Origin of the sequence: Roseomonas sp. CCTCC AB2023176, from assembly GCF_042259275.1 — a bacterium.
Lineage (GTDB): Bacteria > Pseudomonadota > Alphaproteobacteria > Acetobacterales > Acetobacteraceae > Roseomonas.
Window position 1 is genome coordinate 1,392,362 of the sequence record NZ_CP170086.1, and the last position, 23,659, is coordinate 1,416,020.

Genomic DNA, 23,659 nt, shown 5'->3' on the forward strand with positions numbered 1-23,659 from the left:
GATTCCTGATGCTGGCGACGATGGGACCGGGCCGACGCCTGCCGCCGCTGAACGGCCTCCGCGCCTTCGAGGCAGCGGCGCGCACGGGCGGCTTTGCGGCGGCGGCGAAGGAGATGAACGTGTCGCCCGCCGCGGTGTCGCGGCTCGTGCAGTTGCTGGAGGCGCGTCTGGGAGTCGCGCTCTTCGAACGCACCGCGAACCGGCTGATGCTGACCGATGCCGGCGCCCGATACGGCGCGGGGCTGACGCCCCTGCTGGACGGCATCGCCGCGCTGACGGAGGGGATCGCCGGCACGTCCAGCCGCGTCCTGACGGTGGGCGTCGGTCCGACCTTCGCGGTGCGCTGGCTGATCCCCCGCCTTGCCGAGTTCGGCCGCGTGGCGCCGGAGGTCGAGGTCCGCATCGCGACCGGCGGCGCAGCGGTCCCCTTCGCCGAGGACTGGACCTGCGGCATCCGCCTCGGCACGGACCACCCGCCCGGGCTGCCGGGCGAGGCGCTGTTCAGGGCCGACCTGACGCCGGTCTGCGCGCCGTCGCTCGCCGCCCGGCTCCGCAGCCCCGCGGACCTGCGGGGCGAGACCCTCCTGCGCGTCGCGCATGCGGAGGACGACTGGCCCCGATGGTGGAACGCGGCCGGTGAAGCACCGGTCCGCGCAGGCGGGCCGGTCCTCCCCTATTACGGCCAGGCGCAGCAGGCCGCGGCGGATGGGCTGGGCGTCGCGCTGGGCTTGCGGCCCTACGTGGACGACGACCTGCGGGACGGGCGTCTCGTTGCGCCCTTCACGCTGACCGTGCCGAAGGGCGCGTGGTTCCTGGTGTTCCGCGAGCGGCGAGCCACGGAACCGGCCTTCCGCGCCTTCCGCGACTGGATCACGACCGCGGCGCGGGCGGCAGCGGAGCCGTCACCGCCGCGTCGGCCGCGCGCTCGCCGAGCGCGGTGAGGCGGTACACCCCACGCCCGGCGCTCTCGAACCACCCGTAGACGTTGCGGTACAGGATGGCGCGGGCGTCCGGGGCAAGATGCGTCAGGTCGCGCGGCCGGCGCGGCCCGTCGCGCAGCGCGGCGACGAGGTCGAGCGCGGTCTGGCGATAGGCCGTCATCACCGGCACCCGCGTGCTGCCGCCCGGCGTGGGATCACCGCGGCGTCGCGCGTGTTCGCGCAGGATCAGGTCCCGCCGGCGCCGGTCCGGACGGGGCTTGTAGGGCGCGGGCTCAGCCAGGACCTCGACATGTCCGGTGGACGGCGTCACGGCGAGCAGGCCGAAGCCCAGCAGCCGGCAAAGCCGGTGCGCGCGGGAATCCTGGTCCCGGCCGCGGCGCGTCATGCGGACAGCGAGCCACACCTCGTCCGCCGCGCGCAGCCTATCCACGCCCTGGAGCACGAGGTCGAGGGTGAAGGCGGCCTTGAGTTCCGTGATGACGAGGAAGGGCTTTTCACCCTCGCGGACCGCGACGATGTCGCAGCCGCAGACCTCGCCCTTCGCCTCGTAGCCCAGCGCGTGGAGGTGCGCCTTCACGGCAGCGTAGAGCGCGACCTCCGGCGTGCGGCGGCTCATCGCCCGCAGCGTCGCCGCGCGGCGTCAGGCATCGCCAGGCGTGATGCCGATCTCGCGGATGATGCCCGGCCATTTCCGCGCGTCGTCGCGCAGGATCGTCGCGAAGGCCTCGGGCGTCATCGCCGCGGCCTCGACGCCGATGCCGGCCAGCCGGTCCTTGATGGCAGGCGTGGTGAGGGCGCGGTTGATCTCCGCGTTGAGCCGCGCCACGAGCGTCGGGTCCATGCCGCGCGGACCGAGCGCGCCGTACCACACCGTCATCTCGTAGCCCGGGATGGTCTCGGCGACGGTCGCGACGTCGGGCAGCAGGGCGGAGCGCTGGCCTTCCGTCACGGCGATCAGCTTCAGCCGTCCCGCGCGCACGTGTTCCAGCGTCTGCGTCCCCGCGGAGACGAGGAGTTGCGTCTGGCCCCCGACGGTGTCGAGCACAGCGGGCGCGCCGCCGCGATAGGGCACGTGGACCATGTCCAGCCCCGCCATCCGCGCGAGCATCGCCGCGCAGATGTGGTTCGTGGAGCCCGCGCCGGCCGAGGCGTAGGAGACGCGTCCCGGGTTGGCGCGGGCGTAGGCCACGAACTGCGCGACCGTGTTCGCGGGTACCGAGGGGTGCACGACGACGGTGTTTAGCGCGTAACCGAGCAGCGCGATCGGGGTGAAGTCCGCGTCGCCCGACCCGAAGGGCATGTTCCGGATCAGCGCCTCGTTCATCGCGTGCGTGGACATGGAACCGAAGAGCAGTGTGTGCCCGTCCGCCACCGCGCGCGCGACGGCGAGGGAGCCGATGTTGCCTGAGGCGCCCGAGCGGTTCTCGACCACCACGGGCTGGCCGAGCGCGGCGCGGAGCGGTTCGGCGAGGATGCGTCCAAGGATATCGGTGGTGCCGCCGGCCGCCCAAGGAACGATGATCGTGACGGGCCGGGCGGGATAGCCCGACTGTGCCGGCGCGGCCGGTGCGTGCAGCAGGGGCGCAGCGAGGAGCGGGGCCGCGAGGGCGGCTCGGCGCCGGATCGGCCCAGGATCGGTTAACACAGGCGGGTCCCCTTGCGGTGGCGTCGCCGCCGGTTCTACTGGCCGCCACGCCAACGCGACAGGTGCCATGCAAGCCTTCACCACCCGCCCCGAGATCCGCGGCACCTTCGGGGCCATCGCGACGACCCACTGGATCGCGACCGCCGTCGGCATGTCCGTGCTCGAGCGCGGTGGCAACGCCTTCGACGCGGCCTGCGCCGCCGGCTTCACGCTGCAGATCATGGAGCCGCACCTGAACGGCCCCGGCGGCGAGGTGCCGATCATCCTGAAGCCGCACAACAAGGACCCGCTGGTGATCTGCGGCCAGGGCCCCCTGCCGATGGGCGCGACGCTGGACCGCATGGCGGAGATCGGCGTCCGCCAGGTTCCCGGCACCGGCCTTCTCCCCGCCGTAGTCCCCGGGGCCTTCGATGCCTGGATGGTGCTGCTACGCGACCACGGCACCTGGACGCCCCGCGCCGTGCTGGAAGCCGCGATCGGATACGCCGAGAACGGCTATCCCGTACTGACCCGCGTCGCGACGACGGTCCTGCCCGCGGTCGAACTCTTCACGACGGACTGGCCCTCCTCCGGCGAGGTCTGGCTGCCCGGCGGCGAGGTCCCGCGCCCCCGTTCCCTGCACCGCGTCCCCGGCATCGCCGCGACCTACCGCCGCATCCTGGACGAGGCCGAGGCCGCGGGCGGCGACCGCGAGCGCCAGATCGAAGCGGCACGGAACGCCTTCTACCGCGGCTTCGTGGCGGAGGCGGTGGACCACTTCTTCCGTACGGCCGAGATCCTGGACTCCACGGGACGTCGCAACCCCGGCCTGCTGCGTGCCGAGGACATGGCGCGCTTCACCGCGCGCACGGAACCGACGGTGCATCGCGACTACCACGGCTTCACCGTCCACAAGACGGGACCCTGGGGCCAGGGTCCCGTGATGCTCCAGGTCCTCGCGATGCTCGAGGGCTTCGACCTCTCCGCCATGGACCCCACCGGCGAGGAATGGCTGCACACCGTCGTAGAGTGCATGAAGTTGGGCTACGCCGACCGCGAGGTCTTCTACGGCGATCCGGATTTCACCGACGTCCCGCTCGCGACCTTGCTGTCCGACGACTACGCCGCCGCGCGTCGGCGCCTCGTCTCGGACCGCGCTTCGAGGGAACTGCGCCCCGGCGACCTGCCGGGTACTGCGGACCGCATGGCCCGCGTGCTCGCGATGGCCGGCCAGGAAAAGCCGCTCGGCGTCGGCGGCGGCGAGCCCACGTTCGCGAAGCTGCCGGTCGAATGGGGCGACACCGTCCACCTCGACGTCGTGGACCGCTGGGGCAACATGGTCGCGGCGACGCCCTCGGGCGGGTGGCTGCAATCCTCCCCCGTCGTGCCGGGGTTGGGCTTCCCGCTCTCCACGCGCGGCCAGATGTGCTGGCTGGAGGAAGGGCACCCCTCCACGCTGCGCCCGGGCATGCGGCCCCGCACGACCTTGACGCCGACCCTCGTCACCCGCGACGGCGAGGGATACCTCGCGATCGGCACGCCCGGCGGGGACCAGCAGGACCAGTGGACGCTGGCCGTTCTGCTGCGCCACCTGCACGGCGTGCGCGACCTGCAGGCGGCGATCGACATGCCACTCTTCACCTCCCGCCACTTCCCGCAATCCTTCCACCCCCGGACCTACGAGCTGGGACGCCTGATGGTGGAGGAGCGCTTCGGGCCAGCGGTCATTGAGGGCATGCGGCGCCGAGGCCACGACGTGTCGGTCGAGGGCCCCTGGTCCCTCGGCCGCGTCTGTGCGGCGGGGCGGCGGGATGGGCAGGTCATCGCGGCCGCGACGCCGCGGCTGATGCAGGCCTACGCCGCGGGGCGGTAGCGAACCTCCGCAAGGGGTGCCGGCACGCCCTGCCGCTCCCCACATGTCGGCCGGGCGCGGGGGTGGCGGGAGGACGGCATGGACCAGATCGTGACGCGGGGCAGCTCGTCGCTCGCCGCCCCGTACGCGCCGGACGATGCGGCGGCGATCCGTTCCCTCTTTGCCCGCGCGTCCCTGCCGGCAGAGCGCGAAGCGCGGGTGGACGCCGAAGCCGGCGCCCTCATCACGGCCATCCGCGGCCGCGGCGGCCTCGGCGGCGTCGAGGAACTGCTGCGAGAATATGCGCTCGACACGCGTGAGGGCTTGGCCCTGATGGTCCTGGCCGAAGCCCTGCTGCGAATCCCCGATGCCCGCACCGCCGACGCGCTGATCGAGGACCGCCTGGGCGCCGGCGACTTCGCGCACCACGAACCGGCGGGCGGCGGCGTGCTGGTGAACGCCGCGGCCTGGGCGCTCGGCATTTCCACCCGCATCGTCCGGCCCGGCGAGACCCCTGAGGGCGTGATCGCCTCGCTCACGAAGCGGATCGGCAGCCCCGCGGTGCGCGAGGCCACGCGCGCCGCGATGCGCGTGATGGGCGGCCACTTCGTCCTGGGCCAGACGATCGGGGAGGCCCTGGATCGCGCCGGCAGCCGCGCCGGCCGCGTCTACCGCTACTCCTTCGACATGCTCGGCGAGGGCGCGCGCACCGCGAACGACGCCGCGCGCTACGCGACGTCCTACGCAGACGCCATCGCCGCGATCGGACGCGCGGCGGGCAACCGGCCCCTGCCCGACCGCCCCGGCATCTCCGTCAAGCTCTCCGCCCTGCATCCGCGCTACGAGGCGGTGTCGCGGGACCGTGTGATGGCGGAGCTCGTCCCCGTCGTCCGCGACCTCGCCCGCGCCGCGCGGGCGCAGGAACTGAACTTTACCGTGGACGCGGAGGAGCAGGACCGCCTCGAACTCTCCCTCGACGTCATTGCCGCCGTCGCGGCGGACGAGGCGCTCGCAGGCTGGGACGGCTTCGGTCTCGCCGTCCAGGCCTACGGAAAACGAGCAGGCGCCGTGGTGGATTGGATCGCCGAGCTCGCGCACCGGCTCGACCGGCGTTTCATGGTGCGTTTGGTCAAGGGCGCCTATTGGGACGCCGAGGTGAAGCGCGCGCAGGAGCGCGGCCTGGACGGCTACCCCGTCTGGACGCGCAAGGCCGCGACGGACCTCGCCTACCTCACGCTGTCGGAACGGATGCTCGCACTGCGCCCCCGCATCTACCCGCAATTCGCGACGCACAACGCGCTGACCGTCGCCTCCATCCTGGAACGTGCCGGCGGAGTCGACGGGTACGAGTTTCAGCGCCTGCACGGCATGGGCGACGCGCTCTACGCCGAACTGCTGCGGCGGCGGGAAGGCCTGGCCGTTCGCACCTACGCGCCGGTGGGCGGCCATGCCGACCTCCTCGCCTACCTCGTGCGTCGCTTGCTGGAGAACGGGGCCAACTCCTCCTTCGTCTCGCGCGCCGCGGATCCGGACGTGCCCGTCACCTCCCTGCTGGTGCGCCCCGCCGCCGCCCTCGGCGCACCCGAGGCCGCGGCGAATGCGCGCCTGCCCCTGCCCGCCGCGCTCTACCCGGACCGCCGCAATTCCCGCGGCGTCGAGTTCGGCGACCGCGCTGCGCTCGAAGCGCTCCTGGCCGAAGTGGCGCGTGCCCGCGCCCCGGCCGAGGCGGCCCCGCTGGTGGAGGGCCGTACCCTCCCCGGCACGGCGCGGGACGCTGTCAACCCCGCGACCGGCGCCCGGATCGGCCGCGTGATGGAAAGCACCGACGCCGTCGCCCCCGCCGTGGACGCCGCGCACCGCGCCTGGCGCGCCTGGAACGGCGCGGGCCCCGCGACACGCGCTGCCGCCGTGGAACGCGCCGCAGACCTCTACGAGACGAATCGCGGTCGCCTCATCGCCCTCCTCGTGGACGAGGGCGGCAAGACCCTCGACGACGCCGTCGCCGAGCTGCGGGAAGCGGTGGACTTCCTGCGCTACTACGCCGTCCAGGCCCGTGCCCTTTTCCGGCCGGAGGTGCTGCCGGGCCCGACGGGCGAGAGCAACGTCCTGTCCCGCCACGGCCGCGGCGCCTGGGCCTGCATCTCCCCCTGGAACTTCCCGCTCGCGATCTTCACGGGGCAGGTCGCGGCGGCGCTCGCGGCGGGCAATACCGTCCTCGCGAAGCCCGCGGAGCAGACGCCGCTGGTCGCGGCCGAAGCCGTGGCGCTGCTGCACCGCGCGGGCGTGCCACCCGCGGCGCTGCACCTGATGCCCGGCGCCGGCGACGTCGGCGCCGCCCTCGTCGCGCATCCCCTGATCGCCGGGGTCGCCTTCACCGGCAGCACGGAGGTCGCGTGGCGGATCAACCGCGCCCTGGCCGCGAAGGACGGCCCGATCGTCCCCCTCATCGCAGAGACCGGCGGCATCAACGCCATGGTCGTGGACGCGACCGCGCTGCCCGAGGCCGTGGCGGACGACGCGGTCACCAGCGCCTTCCGCTCCGCCGGCCAGCGCTGCTCCGCCCTGCGCCTCCTCTGCGTGCAGGAGGAGGTGGCGGACAAGGTCATCGCCATGATCGCAGGCGCCGCGCGCGAAATGCGCGTCGGCGACCCCGCCGACCCCGCAACCCATCTCGGCCCCGTCATCGACGCCGAGGCTAAGGCGCGCCTGGACGCGCACATCGCCCGCATGTCGCGGGATGCGCGCGTTCACCTGGCCGGCACCGCCCCGCCCGACGGCCACTTCGTCGCGCCGCACCTCTTCGAACTCCGCGGCCCCACAGACCTGGCCGAGGAAGTCTTCGGCCCCGTCCTCCACGTCGTCCGCTGGCGGCCGGACGCGCTGGACGCCCTGCTGCGCGACCTCGCCTCGACCGGCTACGGCCTGACCCTCGGCGTGCAGAGCCGGAACGAGGGCTTCATCGCGCGCGTCCTCGCGGCCGTGCCGGCGGGCAACGCCTACGTGAACCGCTCCATGATCGGCGCGGTCGTCGGCACGCAGCCCTTCGGCGGCTCCGGCTTGTCGGGCACCGGCCCGAAGGCGGGCGGACCCGACTACCTCCGCCGCTTCGCGGGGGAACGCGTGGTCACCATCAACACCGCGGCCGCGGGCGGCAACGCCGCCCTTCTCGCCGCCGAGGAGTAGCGCCACCCAACGCCGCGTGCTGACCTGCGTGGCGCGATGACAGCTATCCGGAACATCCTCTTCGTCATGTGCGACCAGCTCCGCTGGGACCACATGACCTGCGCCGGTCACCCGTACCTGCGCACCGCGAACATGGATGCGCTGGCGCGCCGCGGCGTGCGCTTCACCCAGGCCTACGTGCAGTCGGGCATCTGCGGTCCGTCGCGCATGTCCGCCTATACGGGCCGCTACGTGTCCTCCCACGGCGCGACGCACAATCGCGTGCCGCTTTCCATCGGGGAGGTCACGCTGGGCTGGCACCTGCGCGAGAGCGGCCGGACCCTCGCCCTCGCCGGCAAGACCCACGTCATCCCCGACGCCCGGGGCATGCGACGCCTGGACTTGGACGGGCACAACGAACTCGCCGTGCTGCTGCGGGAAGGCTGGTTCGAGGTCGTGGACCGCCACGACGGCCATCACTCCGAACCGCACAACGCCTACGCCGCCTGGCTCCGCGCCAGGGGCTACGACTCCCCCGATCCCTGGACCGACTACGTCATCGCCGTGGACACGCCGGACGGACCGCGATCCGGTTGGAAGATGCGCAATGTCCGCCATCCCGCGCGCGTGCGGGAGGAACACTCGGAAACCGCCTACACGACGGATCAGGCGATCGCCTTCATGGACGGCCAGGCGGACAATCCTTGGGTCCTGCACCTTTCCTACGTGAAGCCCCACTGGCCCTACGTCGCCCCCGCCCCCTACCACGCGATGTACGGACCGGAGGACTGCCTCCCCGTCCGCCGGCACGAGGCGGAGCGCGGCCCCGACGCGCACCCCGTCCTGCGCGAATGGCTGAACGAGGAAGTCGCGCGCAGCTTCCAGCAGGACGAGGCCATCGCGACGGTCCGCCCGGCCTACCAGGGTCTGATCCAGCAACTGGACGACCACCTCGGACGCGTCTGGGCCGCGATGGAACGGCTGGGCCGCTGGCACGACACGCTCGTCGTCTTCACCGCCGACCACGGCGACTACCTCGGCGACCACTGGCTCGGCGAGAAGGAACTGTTCCACGACTGCGTGCAGCGCGTCCCCTTCCTGCTCTACGATCCCTCGCCGGAGGCCGACGCGACGCGCGGAACGGCGGATGACCGCTTCGTCGAGATGATCGACGTCGTCCCGACCATTCTCGACGCACTCGCCCTCGACCCATCGCGCCACGTCGTGGAGGGTCGGTCGCTGCTGCCGCTCACGCGCGGCATCGCGCCGTCATGGCGCGACGCCGTCTTCTCCGAACTCGACTGGACCTTCCGCGGCGCCCGACGCCGCCTGGGCCTGCCGACCGGCCACCATCACGCCTGGATGGTGCGGACGGCACGCTGGAAGTACATCCATTGGGGCGGCGGCCTGCGCCCGCAACTCTTCGACCTCGCGTCCGACCCCGACGAGTTCTTCGACCGCGGGGCCGACCCGTCCCTCGAACCCGTGCGCGTAGACATGCGCGCCCGCCTGCTACGGTGGTTCGAGGGCCTGAAGCGCCGCACCACCATCACGCTGGAAGAGGCGGAGTTCCGCACCGACGCCCACAAGCGCGCCGGCGTCTTCTACGGCGAATGGTGATTCATCCATGCCGAGCCGCTTCCTCGACCAGCGGCTGAAACTGTCGCTGCTCCGCATCGCGGAGGCGCTGGCGACCCACGGCTCGCTCCTCAAGGCCTCCGCCGCGATCGGCATCGGCCAGCCCGCCCTGTCCCGGTCGCTGCGCGAACTGGAGGCGGTGGTCGGCGCCCGCCTCTTCGACCGGCACCCCCGCGGCGTGCGCCCGACGGCCGAGGGGGCCGTGATCGTCCGCCTCGCCCGTCGCGTCCTCTCCGAACTGCACCGCGCGGAGGAGGAACTGGACGCCGCCGACGGCACCGTCGCCGTCGGCGCCCTCCCCGTCGCCGCAGTTGGCGTGCTGCCCGGCGCGCTGATCCGCCTGAAGGCGTCCCACCCCGACGTCACGGTGCGCCTGGAACAGGGCCGCACGGAGGAACTGCTGCCACTCCTCGCCTCCCGCGAACTCGACCTCGTCGTCGGTCGCCTCTACCCCCCCGCGAACCCCGACGACTTCGTGCGTGAAGCCCTGTGGGAGGAACCGATCTCCATCCTCGGCCGCGCCGGCCACCCGGTCTTCGCGACGGGGCACCCGGTCACGGCAGCGGATCTCGCCCCCTACGACCTCGTCCTCCCCACCGTCTCGCAGCGCGTGGGGCAGGAGATCGAGCACCTGCTCTCCCTGCTGCACCTGTCGCGATCCTCGCCGCTCCGCTCCTCCTCCTATGGCTTCATCCGGGAGATGCTGCTGGCGACGGACCATCTCTCCGTCATGCCGCGGTCCATGATGGTGGGCGACCTGCTCCGCGGGGCGCTGCGCGTCGTACCCCTGCCTGTCCCGGCCCCGCCGCGCGCGGCGGGCTGATCCTGCCCCCCGGCCCGCCTTCCCCACCCGCCGCCGCCTTCATCGCGTCCCTTCGCGCCTATGTCGCCGAACTGGCCGAACGAGGCTTCGCCGGTATGCCGGACCCTGATACCGCGCACCCAACTCCGGATGGGACGCGACGGCACGGGAAGCGCTAACCCTCCCCGCAGCCCCCGCGAGAGGGAACCGGAGGAATCGGCGTGCAGCCCGAGCCCATCATGGACATCGCGCATCTCGGCCATGTCGAAGTCCTGACGCCGAAGCCCGATGAATCCCTTCGCTTCTTCGTGGACGTGATGGGCATGACGGAAAGCGGGCGTCATGGCGATTCCGTGTACCTCCGAGGCTGGGACGACTACGAGCGGTACTCCCTGCAACTGACAGCGTCCCGCACTTCCGGCCTCGGCCATGCCGCCTTCCGCACGCGCTCCCCGCAGGCGTTGGAACGCCGCGTCGCCGCCCTGCGCGCCGCGGGTCACGAGGTCTGGGAGCACACCGAACACCTGGGACACGGCCCCGGGTACCGCTTCCGCGACCCGGACGGCCACGTCTTCGAGATCTACCACGAGACCGAATGGTACGAGCCGCCGCCGGAACTGCGTCCGTCGCTGAAGAACCAGGCACAGCGCTTCCCCGCGCGCGGCGTGAACGTCCGGCGCCTCGATCACTTCAACTGCCTTGCCGTGGACGTCCGCGCCTGCCGCGACTTCTTCGAGAGCACCCTCGGCTTCCGCCTGACCGAGCGCATCGTCCTCGACAGCGGGGAGGAGGCGGGGATGTGGCTGACCGCCACGAACAAATCCTACGACTTCGCCTTCACGAAGGAGGCGCACGGCGTCCCCGGCCGCTTCCACCACGTCACCTTCGCCCTCGACAGTCGGGAAGCGATCCTCCAGGCCGCCGACATCTTCCTGGAACACGGAGTCCACATCGAGACCGGCCCGCACAAGCACGCGGTGCAGCAGACCTTCTTCCTCTACGTCTACGAGCCCGGCGGCAACCGCGTGGAGGTCGCCAATGCCGGCGCCCGCCTGATCCTCGCCCCGGACTGGAAGCCCATCACCTGGACCGAGACGGAGCGGAAGAAGGGCCAGGCCTGGGGCCTGAAGACCATCGAAAGCTTCCGTACCCACGGCACGCCTCCCCTCGAAGATGCCGCGGAATGACGCCCACCCCGCACCCCGCCCCGGAGACCGCCCGGTGATCATCGACTGCCACGGCCACTACACAACCGCCCCCGCCGCCCATGACGAATGGCGGAAGGCCCAGACCACCGCTTTCAAGGCCGGCGGCGACGTAGACCCCGCCTATCCCAACATCTCCGACGACGAGATCCGCGAGAGCATCGAGACGAACCAGCTCCGCCTCCTCCGCGAACGCGGCGCGGACCTGACGGTCTTCTCCCCCCGCGCCTCCACCATGGCGCACCACGTGGGCGACGAACGGGTCAGCGAGGCCTGGACGCACCGCTGCAACGACCTGATCAAGCGCGTGGTGGACCTGTACCCGCAGTCCTTCGTCGGGGTCTGCCAGCTGCCGCAATCCCCCGGCGTTTCCATCACCCATTCGATCGGGGAACTGGAGCGCTGCGTCCGCGACCTCGGCTTCATCGGCTGCAACCTGAATCCCGATCCCTCCGGCGGCCACTGGAGCGGCCCGCCACTGACGGACCGCGCCTGGTACCCCTTCTTCGAGAAGATGGTGGAACTCGACGTGCCCGCGATGATCCACGTCTCCGGCTCCTGCAACCACAACTTCCACGCGACGGGCGCCCACTACATCAATGCGGACACGACGGCCTTCATGCAGTTCCTGGAAGGCGACCTGTTCCGCGACTTCCCGACCTTGCGCTTCATCATCCCCCATGGCGGCGGCGCCGTGCCCTATCACTGGGGTCGCTACCGGGGCCTAGCCGACATGCTGAAGCGCCCGCCCCTGTCGGAACACATCATGCGCAACGTGTTCTTCGATACCTGCGTCTACCATCAGCCCGGTATCGACCTGCTGTTCCGCGTCATCGACGTGGACAACATCCTCTTCGGGTCCGAGATGGTCGGCGCGGTCCGCGGCATAGATCCGGAGACAGGCCACTATTTCGACGACACGAAGCGCTACATCGACGCGCTGACGATCCCCGAGGCCGATAAGCGCAAGGTGTTCGAACTCAACGCCCGCCGCGTCTATCCTCGCCTCGACGCCATCCTGAAGGAGCAGGGCCGATGACGGGCCTCGTTCGCCGCAACCCGCCACGCGTCGCGCCCTACCTCGCGGCCCGATTCGCCAGGATCGGCGTCGCCACGGTGCACGAGGCACAGGGCCGCCGCGGCTGCCTCGCCTCCCACATGCGCCCGATCTATCCCGGCGCGCGCGCCGTAGGCACCGCCGTCACCGTCTCGATCCCGCCCGCCGACAACTGGATGATCCACGTTGCGGTCGAGCAGTGCCGCGAGGGCGACATCCTCGTCGTCGCCCCGACCTCGCCCTCGGATGCCGGCTACTTCGGCGAACTCCTCGCCACCTCTCTCCGCGCCCGCGGCGTGGTCGGGCTGGTGATCGAGGCGGGATGCCGCGACGTGGCGGAACTGAAGGAGATGGGCTTCCCGGTCTGGTCCAGGGCCATCTCCGCCCAGGGCACGGTGAAGGAAACGCTCGGCGACGTGAACCTGCCGCTCTCCATCGCCGGCCAGGTCGTCCATCCCGGCGACCTCATCGTCGCAGACGATGACGGCATCGTTGTCGTGCGGCGGGAGGAGGCCGAGGCCGTCGCCCGGGCCTCCGAGGCTCGCGAGGCCAAGGAAGCCGCGACGCGTAGCCGGCTCGCCGCCGGCGAACTCGGCCTGGACATCTACGGCATGCGCGACGCGCTCGCGAGGAAGGGGCTCCGCTACGAAGATGCCTGACCTCTCCGTCGCCATCGGGCGCTACAACCACTCGGCCGCCGCGCTGGACGGCGGCGTCGCCTCGCCGCTCGTGCTGCACGACGCGGGGATCAAGCCGATCTCCCGCGCCTTCGCGCCGATGGTCCGCGAAGGCCGCTTCGAGGTCTCCGAGATGGCCATCGCCACCTTCCTCATGGCTAAGGCTTGGGGCAAGCCGCTCGTCCTGCTGCCCGTCGTGATGGCCGCACGCTTCCAGGAAGGCGCGCTGCTCTGCCGCGCCGACGGCCCGGTGCGCGCCCCCGGGGACCTGCGGGGCCGGCGCGTCGGCGTCCGCGCCTATTCGCAGACCACGGGCCTATGGCTGCGCGGCACCCTGCAGCACGAACACGGCGTCGCGCCGGACGGCATCCGCTGGGTGACCTTCGAAGACGCGCACGTCGCGGAATATGCGGACCCCTCCTTCGTCGAACGCGCCCCGCCCGGCTCCGACCTCCTCGCCCTGCTGAAGGACGGCACCCTCGACGCCGCGATCTTCGGCAACGACACGCCGGACGACCGGGCGCTCCGCCCTGTCTTCCCCGACGTCGCCGCAGCCGGCGAGGCCTTCCGCACCCGCCACGGCTTCGTCCCCGTGAACCACCTCCTCGTGCTCCGCCGGGACGTTGCGGAGTCGCGCCCCGACATCGCCGCGGAACTCGTGCGCCTGTTCAACGGCACGACCCGCGCGGCACTGAACCCGGCGATCGAACTCGCCATCCGCTTCTCCGCGGAGCAGGACTTGCTGCCCCGCCCGCTCACCACCGACGAGGTATGGGAGGGGCTACCGCCCGAGGTCGCATGACGCTCCGTCGCCGCACCGTCACCGTCGCAGTCCTCGCCGCCCCGGCCCTCGCGCGGGCCCAGGGCACCTGGCCCGACAAGCCCGTCCGCATCGTCGTTCCGTTCACGCCGGGCGGCAGCACCGACATCCTGGCCCGCGCCCTCGGCGCCGAATTGCAGGAAGCCCTCGGTCAGCCCTTCGTCGTCGAGAACCGGGGCGGCGCCGGCGGCACGATCGGGACCGAGGCCGTCGCCCGCTCCCCCGCCGACGGGTACACGCTGATGATGGGCCATATCGGCACGCTCGCGGTGAACCCGACGCTCTACCGCAACCTGTCCTTCGACACGGCCACGGCCTTCGATCCCGTCATCCTCGTCGCGACCGTCGCCAACATCCTCGTCGTCCACCCGAACGTCCCGGCGAGGGACGTCGCAGAGTTCATCGCGCTCGCGAAGGCGCGCCCCGGCTCCATCTCCTACGGCTCCGGCGGAAACGGCTCCGCCGCCCACATCGCGACCGTCGCCTTCTCGCTCGCCACCGGTGTGGACCTCGAACACATCCCTTACCGCGGCACCGGGCCGATGATGAACGACCTCATCGCCGGCACGATCCAGGCGACGATGACCGGCGGCCCGCCCATCCTGCCGCCGGTGCGCGCCGGCCTTCTGCGCGCCCTCGGCATCTCCTCCCTCTCCCGCCTCTCCTCCGCTGCGGAGATCCCCACCATTGCGGAATCCGGCGTGCCAGGCTTCGAGGCGACGCAGTGGTACGGCCTCGTCGCGCCCGTCGGCACCCCGCGGCCGGTCATCGAACGGATCAACACCGAAGCCAGCCGCATTCTCACCGGCGACCGCCTCCGCCCGCGCCTCGCCGCCGAGGGCGCGGAGGCTGCGCCGGGCTCCCCCGAATCCTTCGGCCGCTTCATCGCAGCGGAGCGCTCGCGTTGGGGCGCGGTGGTGCGCCGCGCAAACATGCGCCCGGACTGAACGCCACAGGCAACAAGGAGGACCCGATGAACGGTCCCGACATCCCGCGCCGCACGCTCCTCGTCGCAGCCCTCGCGACCCCGTCCCTCGCCCGCGCCCAGGCCTGGGCACCGAGCCGCCCCGTGCGGATCATCGTCCCCTTCGCGGCGGGCGGCGTCGCCGACCTGACCGTCCGCACCGTCGGCGGGCGCCTGGCTGAGCGCATCGGCCAGCCCGTCGTCATCGACAACCGCCCGAGCGCCGGCGGCATCGTTGCCGCGCAGCAGTTGATGGGCGCAGCGCCCGATGGCCATACGCTGCTGACGACGACGAACGGCACGGCGATCTCCCGCACCCTCTTCCGCAGCCTGCCCTACGACCCGCTACGCGACCTGACATCCGTCGTCACCCTCGGCGCGTTCCCCATCGCCGTGATCGTCGCCCCGAACGGCGCGCGGGACATGCCGTCGCTGCTGGCTCGCCTGCGCGCCGAGCCCGGCCGCCTGAACATCGGTACCATCGCGGCCGGCAGCACGCAGAACCTATCCGCCGAACTCTTCCGCATGCGCACCGCCACGCGCTTCGAAACCATCACCTTCCCCGCCACGCCACAGCTCATGACGGCCCTCCTCCGCAGCGACGTGGACGCGGCCTTCGAGATCACCGGCCCCATCAGGGGCCAGATCGACTCCGGCGCCATCCGCGCGATCGCCGTGACGTCCGCTGCCCGCGCCTCCACGCTACCAGACGTTCCGACGCTGGCTGAAGCCGGCGTGCAGGATTACGACGTGGCGTCCTGGAACGCGCTCTCCGCCCGCAGCGGCACGCCTCCCGAGGCAGTCGCCTTCCTGAACCGCGCAGTGAACGAAGTCCTGTCGGAGCCGACAACGCGCGAGACGCTCACCCGCTCCGGCGTCGAGGTCCGCGGCGGTCGACCGGAGGCCCTGACGACGCTCCTGCAACAGGACACCGCCCGCTGGGCGGAGGTCATCGAGAGGTCGGGGATCGAACGCCAATGAACGCCAAGGGACTGGATCGCGCCATCCCCACCTGCAAGGGCCCGGCCCCCGACACGCGCACGCCGCGGACGAAGGCCCCCGCCGGCGCCTGCGATGCGCACTGCCACATCTTCGGCCCCGGCGCCGTCTTCCCCTATTCGGAAGACCGGGCCTACACGCCGCCCGACGCGCCCTACGAGGCGCTGGTCAACCTGCATCGCATCCTTGGGCTGGAGCGCGCGGTGATCGTCCACGCCTCCTGCCACGGCAGCGACATGCGCGTGACGCTCGACGGGATCGCCAGGGCTGGACAGGACCGCTTGCGCGGTGTCTGCGTCGTGGACCCCGGCGTGACCGATGCCGACCTGCGCACGCTGCACGAGGGCGGCATCCGCGGCGTGCGCTTCAACTTCGTCCGCCACCTCGGCGGAATGCCCGACATGGCCGTCTTCGACCGTGTGCTGGCGCAGTTGGAACCGCTGGGGTGGCACGTCGTCCTCCACCTCGACGCCCAGGACATCGAGGAACTGGCGCCGCGCATCGCTGCTATCCGCCTGCCCTTCATCATCGACCACATGGGCCGCGTGAAGGCGAAGGCGGGGACGGAGCAGCCGGCCTTCCAGGCCCTGCTCGGCCTCATGCGCAACCCGCTGGCCCACGTGAAGATCTGCGGGATGGAGCGCGTCTCCTCCGCAGGCAGCCCCTTCCGGGACGCGCTGCCCTTCGCCCGCGCCCTCGCGGCGATGGCGCCGGACCGCGTGCTCTGGGGCACGGACTGGCCGCATCCGAACATCGCCGGCGACATGCCGAATGACGGAGACCTGCTGGACCTGCTGAACGACGCGCTGGATGGCGACGCCGCGATGCTGCGGCGCGTCCTCGTGGACAACCCCAACCGCCTCTACTGGCCCGAGGAGTCCCGCGCATGATCGATTCCGTCGCCATCATCGGCTTCGGCGAGGTCGGCAGCATTCTTGCCCGGGACCTCCGCGCGGCCGGCATCGCCCGCATCACGGCCTGGGACACCGCCTTCGCCGACCCGTCGAGCAAGGCCAGCGCCAACGCAGCGGCCGCCGGCATCACCCCTTCTCCCTCCGCGCCGACGGCCGTGCAGGGCGCCGACCTCGTCATCTCCGCTGTGACCGCGGGCTCGGCGCTCGACGCCGCGCGCTTCGCGCTGGGCGGCCTCGGCCATGCCCCCTTCGTCCTCGACGTGAACTCCGTCTCCCCCGGCGCGAAGCGCGAGACCGCCGAAGCCGTCCTGGCCGCCGGTGGCCGGTACGTGGAAGCCGCGGTCATGGCGAGCGTCCCGCCCAAGGGCCTGCGCACGCCCATCCTCCTCGGCGGCCCGCACGCGCAGGCTTTCCTCGAGGCCGCGGCCCCGCTCGGCATGGACCTCACCGTCTTCTCGGCGGAGATCGGCCGCGCCTCCGCCGTGAAGATGTGCCGCTCCGTCATGGTGAAAGGCCTGGAGGCCCTGACGACGGAATCGATGCTCGCGGCACGCCGCTACGGCGTGGAGGAAGCGGTGCTGGCCTCCCTGAAGGACACCCTCCCGCACCCCGACTGGCGCGCCCTCGCGCGCTACGTGATTTCCCGGCCCTTGATCCACGGCAAGCGCCGCGCGGAGGAAATGCGGGAGGTCGCGCGCACCGTCGCCGAGGTCGGCGTCACCCCGATCCTCTCCGCGCCGATCGCCGACCGGCAGGACTGGTCCGCCGATATCGGCAAGCGCCTGCCGAAGGACCTGTTGGCGAAGTCGGACCTCGCGGAACTGCTCGACGCCATCCCGCGCGACGAATGACGGCGTGGCTCAGCGCCCCGTGACGATGGCACGCTGCAGCCGATCCACCCACGCATTGTAGTCCCGCAGCACGAAGCCAGGCGCCGTCTCCAGGTTCTGGCTCGACACGTAGCGAACGGAGAAGCCGGTGTTCGTGTAGGGCAACTCCACCACCGCCTGGTATCGGCGCAGCGTGTAGGTCGCGCGCAGCAGCCGCGGCCCCCGCTCCTCCACCACCCAGCCCTGCGCGATGGCCGCGCGCTTGATCTGGTCCCCGCGCTGGTTCGTCGTCGCGCTGCCGGTGAACACGATGTTGTCGTAGGCCTGGATCGGCACGCCGCCGCCGGTCGCCGGATCGCCGCGCTGGCAGGCGCCAAGGCTCGCCGCCGCCAGAAGCAACCCCGCCACGATGCCCCGACGCCGCATGATCCGCTTCCTTCCTTCGTCGAGACAATCGCAACAACGGCCTGGCACCCTGTCCAGGGCCCGCCCTGCCGCACTCACCGGAACAACTGCATCCCGAAATACAACAGCGCCGCCGCCAGTCCCACAGTCCAGCCCGCGAGGATCATGCGACCCCGCCAGGACCAGGCCCGGAAGCGCCAGGCCAGTCCTGGCCCGAAGAATACGAGGAATGTCGCCCCCGCCGCCGTGAAGCAGAGAAGGGCGAAGAACAGGGCGGCGCTGACGCCGGGCGGCATGCGGCGGCGGCGCCCCGGACGTCAATGCGCCTCGGCCCAGGAATGGCCGTGCCCGACCTCGACGGACAGGGGAACGCGCAGCGTCGCGACGTTCTCCATCACGTCGCGCACGAGCGCCGTCGTCGGTTCCATCTCGCCTTCCGGCACTTCGAACAACAGTTCGTCATGCACCTGGAGGAGCATACGCGCCGACAGCCGCGCATCCCGCAACGCCTTGGGGATGCGCACCATCGCGCGCTTGATGATCTCCGCGGCTCCACCCTGGAATGGTGCGTTGATCGCCGCGCGCTCCGCGTTCCCGCGCTCCGATGCGTTGCGCGCGTTGATGGACGGCACCCACAGGGCACGGCCGAACGGCGTGCGGACGAAGCCGTGGATGCGCGCCTCTTCCTTGAAGCCTTCCATCGCATCGCGGATGCCGGGGTACTGCGCGAAATAGGCGTCGATGATCCCCCGCGCCTCCCCCGCCCCGATGCCGAGCCGCCCGGCCAGCCCGAAGGCCGACATGCCGTAGATGATGCCGAAGTTGATGGTCTTGGCGCGGCGCCGCAGTTCCTTGTCCACCTTGTCGTGCGGCACGCGGAAGATGTCGGACGCCGTGCGGGTGTGGATGTCCTGCCCCGTCGCGAAGGCCTCCCGCAGCGACGGTACCTCCGCGACATGCGCCAGGAGCCGCAACTCGATCTGCGAATAGTCCGCTGCCAGCAGCAGGTGCCCTTCCTCCGCCACGAAGGCCCGGCGGATGCGCGCGCCCTCCTCCGTGCGGATCGGGATGTTCTGCAGGTTGGGTTCCGTGGAGGACAATCGCCCGGTCGAGGTGATGGCCATGGAGAAGTCGGTGTGGACCCGCCCGTCCTTCGCCATCTGGGCCTGCAATCCCTCGACGTAGGTCGAGTTCAGCTTCGACAACTGACGCCAGTCCAGCACCTTGCGCGGCAGCGGGTGGCCGGTGGTCGCGGCGAGTTCCTCCAGCACGAAGACGTCGGTGGAATAGGCGCCCGTCTTTCCCTTGCGCCCGCCCGGCAGGCCAAGCTCACCGAACAGAACGTCCCCCAACTGCTTCGGCGATCCCACGGCGAAGGGGCGCCCGGCGATCTCGTGGATCTCCTTCTCCAGCGCCGCCATGCGTTCCGCGAACTCCGCGCCGGTCTGTCGGAGTAGGGAGCCATCCACCTTGATGCCCGCGACCTCCATGTCGCGGAGCACCGCGACCATCCGCCGCTCCACCTTTTCGTACAGCGCCAGCGCCTTGTCCGTCCGCAGCCGCGGCTTCAGCACGTGCCACAGCCGAAGCGTGACGTCCGCATCCTCCGCTGCGTAGGCCGTCGCCATGTCCAGCGGGATCGTCGCGAACGACTTCCGTCCCTTCCCCGTCCCCGTCACCTCGTCGAAGGTGATGGGCTGATGGGACAGGTGCCGCCGCGACAATTCGTCCATCCCATGCCCGTGCCGCCCGGCATCAAGCGAGTAGGACATGAGCATCGTGTCGTCGACAGGCGTCACGTCCAGCGTGCCGTTCTCCGCGCGCTGCAGGACCTCCAGGTCGTATTTCGCGTTGTGCAGCACCTTCAGGACGGAAGGATCGGTGAACAACGGACGCAGGATGGCGATCGCATCGTCATACGCCACCTGCTCCGGCGCCGGCGTCAGCATGTCCGCACCGACATGCCGCAGCGGGAGGTAGGCCGCCCGCCCCGGCGCGACCGCCATGCAGACGCCGACGAGGTCCGCGTTCAGCGCGTCGAGGCTCGTCGTCTCCGTATCCAACGCCATAACGCCGGCTACCCGGGCGGCGTCAACCCATGCACGCAGCGCCTTGATCGTCGTGACCGTCTCGTAGGGCCCGAATGGCGTGACGTCGGTCGGAAGCGCGAGCGCGACTGGTGCCGGCGCCGGCCCCTCCGGCCGCGCCTTTGGCACCGTCCCGTCCGCGTCGAGCCCGAGCCGGTGCTGGATACTCCGGAATCCATGCTGCTTCAGGAAGGCCGAGAGCCGCCCCGGCTCCGGCGCGCGCGCCGCCATGGCCTCCACCGGCGCCGGCAGCGGCGCATCCTTGTCGAGCGTCACGAGGCGCTTGGAGATCAGCGCGTTCTCGCGGTTCTCCTCAAGCGCCTGCCGCCGCTTCGGCTGCTTGATCTTGTCGAGGTTCGCCAGAAGCGTCTCGACATCCCCGTATTCCGCGATCAGCCCCGCCGCCGTCTTGATCCCGATCCCCGGCACGCCCGGCACGTTGTCCGTGGGATCGCCCGCCAGCGCCTGCACCTCCACGACCTTGTCCGGCGTGACGCCGAACTTCTCCATCACCTCGGCCGACCGGATCGGCTTTTGCTTGATGGGGTCGAGCATCTCGACGCAGCCATCCTCGACGAGCTGCATCAGGTCCTTGTCGGACGACACGACGGTCACGCGCCCGCCCGTCGCGACGAAGGCCTTGGCGTAGGCCGCGATCAGGTCGTCCGCCTCGTACCCCTCCTGCTCCACGCCGAGGATGCCCAGCGCATCCGTCGCCTCGCGGATCAGCGGAAACTGCGGCGCGAGCTCGGGCGGCAGTTCCGTGCGGTTGGCCTTGTATGCATCGAAGATCGCATTCCGGAAATTCGCCCGCTGCGCGTCGAAGACCACCGCGATGTGCGACGCCGCGTGCCGCTGCAGGAACTGGCCGAGCATCTGGGTGAAGCCGAAGACCGCGTTCACCGGCACGCCTTCCGGATTCGTCATCGGCGGAAGGGCGTGGAAGGCCCGGAAGATGTACCCCGACCCGTCCACCAGGATCAGGTGCCGCTCGCCTGGCGCCACGGGTTCCTTCGCCGCGGCCTTCGCGGCCGGGCTGACCGTCGTGCCGTCACCGCCGGGCACGACGCTCACCGCATCCTCCGGCGCCGCATCATCTGGCGTCCCCGCCGGATCGCTCATGCCAGGATCAGTGATGGTTGTCGTCCGCACCCGCGCCGGGCGCGAGTACGAAGGTGCGGGAGCAATAGGGGCAGGTGATCTCCTCGCCTTCCAGCCGCAGGTAGATCAGCGGATGCCCCAGCGCCCCGCCCCCGCCGTCGCAGCCGACGTGGCGTGTCGTGACGGTGATCTTCTCCTCCGCCGTGACACCGGGGACAAGGTTCGGGGCGTAGCCCGTGCGGCCAGGATCTCGCATCGCCCGAACATAGGGGCGGCCGCCAGGGCCGGCTACCGCCCCAGGCGGTTCGTCACGCCGCCGACCGGCGCCCGACGGGGAAGCACCGTGCCAGGCTCCACGGGTCCGCGTCGCGCAGCACGTAGAGCGCCACGAAGCCGGCGAGGACCGGCAGGCCCGCGACGAAGGGGTGGTTGCTGATCGGGCTCCACGGCGAGGGCAGGCGGGGGATCGGCACCGAAACGGTGACCGGGTGCAGGACCGGCGCCAGCCCGTAGGTCAGGCGCGGCACGGAGCCGGCGATCAGCGCCACCGCCCCCTGCGCCGTGCCAAGCAGGGCGGGCACGGAGGCGGCGATCTCGACCTCGCAGAAGGTCCGGAAGATCCCCGTCGTCGTGCCGGGCACGACGAACTTCTCGACTCCCCTTGCAGCAGGAACACGCCGAGGGTGACCCGCAGCAGGTGCGAGAGCGCCAGCCGATCCGCCAGCGCGATCGCCTATCCGCCCGTAGGAGCGGAGGCGGGGGCCGGAACGGCCGCGTGCCTCTCAGCGCCCGCCATCGGCGCGATCGCCCCGCCGCCCGAGCAGCAGCAGCCCACCGCCGAGCGTGCCGGTGATGAGCGCGACGGGGATGGCGAACACGGCGAGGGTGGTGAGGGCAACCTGCATCATGGACATCGTGCGTCTCCTTCTGTCTGCCCGCCGGCTGTCTGCCCGCCGGCTGTCTGCACGCCGGGCGGGCCCGCCATGGACGGGGATCATCCCGGCCGGGTCCGCCGGACCGCTGGCGAGGGGAAGGATGCCGGCGGCGGGCCAGCCGCGGCCAATGCCGGCGCGGCCATGAATTCATGCCCGATGACCGTGCCGCGGCGGCGCCGCGCCTCGCCCGGGGATACCTGTCGAGCCGTCCCAGCCCGCGGATCAGCCCTGCCGGCGCCGCCGCAGCAGGACCCGCACGGCGCCCGTGTTCTCCGCCCCCGGATGCACCGCGCCGAGGATCAGCGGCCGCAGGGTCGGCAGGTTCAGCCAATGCGGCAGTTCCCGCCGCAGCACCCCACCCTCCCCGCTGCCCTTACCCGTAACGATCTCGACCAGCCGCACCCCGTCCGCATGGGCGTCGCGGACGAACCGCAGGACGAGGGCATGCGCCTCCTCCGCCCGGCGCCCGTGCAGGTCCAGCCGACGCTCCGGCCGGGTCTTCCCGCGCCGCAGGTCGCGCCAGCGCCGCTCATCCAGCCCCGCGCCGCCCTTGCCGACGACGAGGGCGGGAACCGGCGCCTTCGCCCCCTGGCGCTTTGTCGGCGCGGGGTCCGCGTCTGCCGGGGCCTCCGGCACGGGTTCGGGCACCGGCGTCGGCGGGACGGCGCGGCCGGGCAGGGCCGCGACGCCGTTCAGCGCGACATAGGCACCCCACAGCGCCCGCTCCCCCTCCGAGACGGAACGCTCCCGCCGCGACCGGGCGCGCGGCGAGGCGGGCGGCGCGCCCTTGGCCACCCCCTATTCGCCGGTGGCGAGCGTGCCGGGCTCGGCCGCGGGGGTCCGTGCTGCCTCCGGCCGGTGATCGGCGGCCATGTCGGCCGCGAGCGCCGCCGGGTCGTCCTCCACGATGATGACGTGCAGCCGACGCGGCCCGTGGGCGCCCAGCTCCAAGGTCTGCTCGATGTCAGCCGACCGCGAAGGCCCCGTTACGAACATCATGTTGCGCGGCATGAATCCGCCGGACGGCTCCGCGCCCGCACGCTCCGCCCGCAGCCGGTCCCAGGCTTCCTCCATCGGGCCCACGATGGCGGAGGCACGGATGACCGCGATCTCCGTCTCCGGCAGCAGATTCAGGGTGGTCGGGCGCGCGGGGTCGGAGGGAAACATCAGCGTCCCTGTCTCCGCGATCCCGGCATAGGCCTGCTGGACGGAGACCGCGTCGTCGCCCAGCGCCCGCCGCGTCTCGAAGGCCAGCATCGGTCGGTCCGACCAGGGCAGGCTAATCAGTTCGGGATGCGGCGCCAGGACGAAGCGCGGCGCCAGGTTCTGGCCCGCGAGGTAGTCCGCCACCGCCCCGGGGACCGAGGCAGCGTCGGGCACGCGCTCCACCGTCCCGAACTCCTTCTCCACGTTGCGGATGAACAGGGCAATCTGCTCGGGACGCGGCACGCGGGACCGCGCGGGGATCAGGTGACGCGGATGCGTCGCCAGCCGCCCGTCCAGCATGGCGCGCTGGTCCGCCGGCAACGGGCCGCGGCGCAAACCGCGGCGAATGGCGGAGAGAATGGCGTCCTTCGACATGCGGCCCCCGGGATCAGCGCCGATATAGCCGCGCTGCCTCCCGATGCCATCCGCCGCAAGCGTTG

Annotated in this window: 23 protein-coding genes; 13 read left to right on the top strand and 10 right to left on the bottom strand. The window is 71.7% G+C overall.

The annotated features are described in order from the left end of the window. The first annotated feature begins 20 nt into the window (after positions 1 to 20). Entirely contained in the window at positions 21 to 941 is a 921-nt protein-coding gene (locus tag ACE7GA_RS06970) for a LysR substrate-binding domain-containing protein (protein WP_376097570.1), read from the top strand. Here the strand turns inward: ACE7GA_RS06970 and ACE7GA_RS06975 are convergent. Both ACE7GA_RS06975 and ACE7GA_RS06980 read right to left on the bottom strand, forming a co-directional pair. Beyond that, complete coding sequence (locus tag ACE7GA_RS06975) at positions 871 to 1,557, bottom strand: DUF2161 family putative PD-(D/E)XK-type phosphodiesterase (protein WP_376097573.1); 687 nt, start codon at positions 1,555 to 1,557, stop codon at positions 871 to 873. The genes ACE7GA_RS06970 and ACE7GA_RS06975 overlap by 71 nt on opposite strands. Before the next feature lie 24 nt (positions 1,558 to 1,581). Next, positions 1,582 to 2,586 (bottom strand): Bug family tripartite tricarboxylate transporter substrate binding protein, encoded by a 1,005-nt coding sequence (locus ACE7GA_RS06980; RefSeq protein ID WP_376097576.1) that lies wholly within the window; start codon positions 2,584 to 2,586, stop codon positions 1,582 to 1,584. A gap of 67 nt (positions 2,587 to 2,653) precedes the next feature. Between ACE7GA_RS06980 and ACE7GA_RS06985 the strand changes: the two genes are divergently transcribed. The 12 genes from ACE7GA_RS06985 to ACE7GA_RS07040 all read left to right on the top strand — a co-directional run bounded on the left by ACE7GA_RS06985 (position 2,654) and on the right by ACE7GA_RS07040 (position 17,506). Beyond that, positions 2,654 to 4,438 carry a gamma-glutamyltransferase family protein gene (locus ACE7GA_RS06985; RefSeq protein ID WP_376097579.1) on the top strand — a complete coding sequence of 595 codons (1,785 nt, stop codon included), beginning with the start codon at positions 2,654 to 2,656 and terminating at the stop codon, positions 4,436 to 4,438. Between the two features lie 78 nt (positions 4,439 to 4,516). Beyond that, positions 4,517 to 7,600, top strand: a complete 3,084-nt coding sequence (putA, locus tag ACE7GA_RS06990) for a bifunctional proline dehydrogenase/L-glutamate gamma-semialdehyde dehydrogenase PutA (protein ID WP_376097582.1) — start codon at positions 4,517 to 4,519, stop codon at positions 7,598 to 7,600. 36 nt (positions 7,601 to 7,636) lie between these two features. After that, positions 7,637 to 9,199, top strand: coding sequence for a sulfatase-like hydrolase/transferase (locus tag ACE7GA_RS06995; RefSeq protein ID WP_376097585.1), 1,563 nt, complete (start codon positions 7,637 to 7,639; stop codon positions 9,197 to 9,199). A 7-nt stretch (positions 9,200 to 9,206) separates the two neighbouring features. Further along, on the top strand, positions 9,207 to 10,040 hold the full coding sequence (locus tag ACE7GA_RS07000) for a LysR family transcriptional regulator (RefSeq protein ID WP_376097588.1): 834 nt from the start codon (positions 9,207 to 9,209) through the stop codon (positions 10,038 to 10,040). Between the two features lie 200 nt (positions 10,041 to 10,240). Beyond that, a complete protein-coding gene (locus ACE7GA_RS07005) occupies positions 10,241 to 11,206 on the top strand; it encodes a catechol 2,3-dioxygenase (protein WP_376097591.1) in 966 nt (321 codons plus the stop codon). 34 nt (positions 11,207 to 11,240) lie between these two features. Beyond that, positions 11,241 to 12,263, top strand: a complete 1,023-nt coding sequence (locus ACE7GA_RS07010; RefSeq protein ID WP_376097594.1) for an amidohydrolase family protein — start codon at positions 11,241 to 11,243, stop codon at positions 12,261 to 12,263. Next, a complete protein-coding gene (locus tag ACE7GA_RS07015; protein ID WP_376097597.1) occupies positions 12,260 to 12,940 on the top strand; it encodes a 4-carboxy-4-hydroxy-2-oxoadipate aldolase/oxaloacetate decarboxylase in 681 nt (226 codons plus the stop codon). The genes ACE7GA_RS07010 and ACE7GA_RS07015 overlap by 4 nt, the downstream gene beginning before the upstream one ends. Further along, positions 12,933 to 13,760, top strand: coding sequence for an ABC transporter substrate-binding protein (locus ACE7GA_RS07020; RefSeq protein WP_376097600.1), 828 nt, complete (start codon positions 12,933 to 12,935; stop codon positions 13,758 to 13,760). The genes ACE7GA_RS07015 and ACE7GA_RS07020 overlap by 8 nt, the downstream gene beginning before the upstream one ends. Beyond that, positions 13,757 to 14,725: a Bug family tripartite tricarboxylate transporter substrate binding protein gene (locus tag ACE7GA_RS07025; RefSeq protein ID WP_376097603.1), complete on the top strand. Its 969-nt coding sequence runs from the start codon at positions 13,757 to 13,759 to the stop codon at positions 14,723 to 14,725. Before ACE7GA_RS07020 ends, ACE7GA_RS07025 begins: the two co-directional genes overlap by 4 nt. 26 nt (positions 14,726 to 14,751) lie before the next feature. Further along, the gene (locus ACE7GA_RS07030) at positions 14,752 to 15,723 is read left to right on the top strand and encodes a Bug family tripartite tricarboxylate transporter substrate binding protein (RefSeq protein ID WP_376097606.1); all 972 of its coding nucleotides are present in this window, start codon (positions 14,752 to 14,754) and stop codon (positions 15,721 to 15,723) included. Continuing rightward, complete coding sequence (locus tag ACE7GA_RS07035) at positions 15,720 to 16,631, top strand: amidohydrolase family protein (protein WP_376097609.1); 912 nt, start codon at positions 15,720 to 15,722, stop codon at positions 16,629 to 16,631. The genes ACE7GA_RS07030 and ACE7GA_RS07035 overlap by 4 nt, the downstream gene beginning before the upstream one ends. Further along, positions 16,628 to 17,506 carry a DUF1932 domain-containing protein gene (locus tag ACE7GA_RS07040; RefSeq protein ID WP_376097612.1) on the top strand — a complete coding sequence of 293 codons (879 nt, stop codon included), beginning with the start codon at positions 16,628 to 16,630 and terminating at the stop codon, positions 17,504 to 17,506. Before ACE7GA_RS07035 ends, ACE7GA_RS07040 begins: the two co-directional genes overlap by 4 nt. Before the next feature lie 9 nt (positions 17,507 to 17,515). Here ACE7GA_RS07040 and ACE7GA_RS07045 read toward each other — a convergent pair whose 3' ends face one another. The 8 genes from ACE7GA_RS07045 to ACE7GA_RS07080 all read right to left on the bottom strand — a co-directional run bounded on the left by ACE7GA_RS07045 (position 17,516) and on the right by ACE7GA_RS07080 (position 23,594). After that, positions 17,516 to 17,911 carry a hypothetical protein gene (locus tag ACE7GA_RS07045; protein ID WP_376097615.1) on the bottom strand — a complete coding sequence of 132 codons (396 nt, stop codon included), beginning with the start codon at positions 17,909 to 17,911 and terminating at the stop codon, positions 17,516 to 17,518. A gap of 74 nt (positions 17,912 to 17,985) precedes the next feature. Further along, positions 17,986 to 18,186: a hypothetical protein gene (locus tag ACE7GA_RS07050; protein WP_376097618.1), complete on the bottom strand. Its 201-nt coding sequence runs from the start codon at positions 18,184 to 18,186 to the stop codon at positions 17,986 to 17,988. A gap of 21 nt (positions 18,187 to 18,207) precedes the next feature. Continuing rightward, complete coding sequence (gene polA, locus ACE7GA_RS07055; protein WP_376097621.1) at positions 18,208 to 21,099, bottom strand: DNA polymerase I; 2,892 nt, start codon at positions 21,097 to 21,099, stop codon at positions 18,208 to 18,210. 7 nt (positions 21,100 to 21,106) lie between these two features. Then, positions 21,107 to 21,334, bottom strand: a complete 228-nt coding sequence (locus ACE7GA_RS07060) for a zinc-finger domain-containing protein (protein WP_376097625.1) — start codon at positions 21,332 to 21,334, stop codon at positions 21,107 to 21,109. Positions 21,335 to 21,386: 52 nt separating this feature from the next. Further along, positions 21,387 to 21,719, bottom strand: coding sequence for a hypothetical protein (locus tag ACE7GA_RS07065; RefSeq protein WP_376097628.1), 333 nt, complete (start codon positions 21,717 to 21,719; stop codon positions 21,387 to 21,389). 141 nt (positions 21,720 to 21,860) lie between these two features. After that, positions 21,861 to 21,992: a hypothetical protein gene (locus ACE7GA_RS07070; RefSeq protein WP_376097631.1), complete on the bottom strand. Its 132-nt coding sequence runs from the start codon at positions 21,990 to 21,992 to the stop codon at positions 21,861 to 21,863. A gap of 243 nt (positions 21,993 to 22,235) precedes the next feature. Next, positions 22,236 to 22,808 (bottom strand): Smr/MutS family protein, encoded by a 573-nt coding sequence (locus ACE7GA_RS07075; protein WP_376097634.1) that lies wholly within the window; start codon positions 22,806 to 22,808, stop codon positions 22,236 to 22,238. Positions 22,809 to 22,811: 3 nt separating this feature from the next. After that, on the bottom strand, positions 22,812 to 23,594 hold the full coding sequence (locus tag ACE7GA_RS07080; RefSeq protein ID WP_376097637.1) for a lactate utilization protein C: 783 nt from the start codon (positions 23,592 to 23,594) through the stop codon (positions 22,812 to 22,814). Between the last annotated feature and the right edge of the window lie 65 nt (positions 23,595 to 23,659).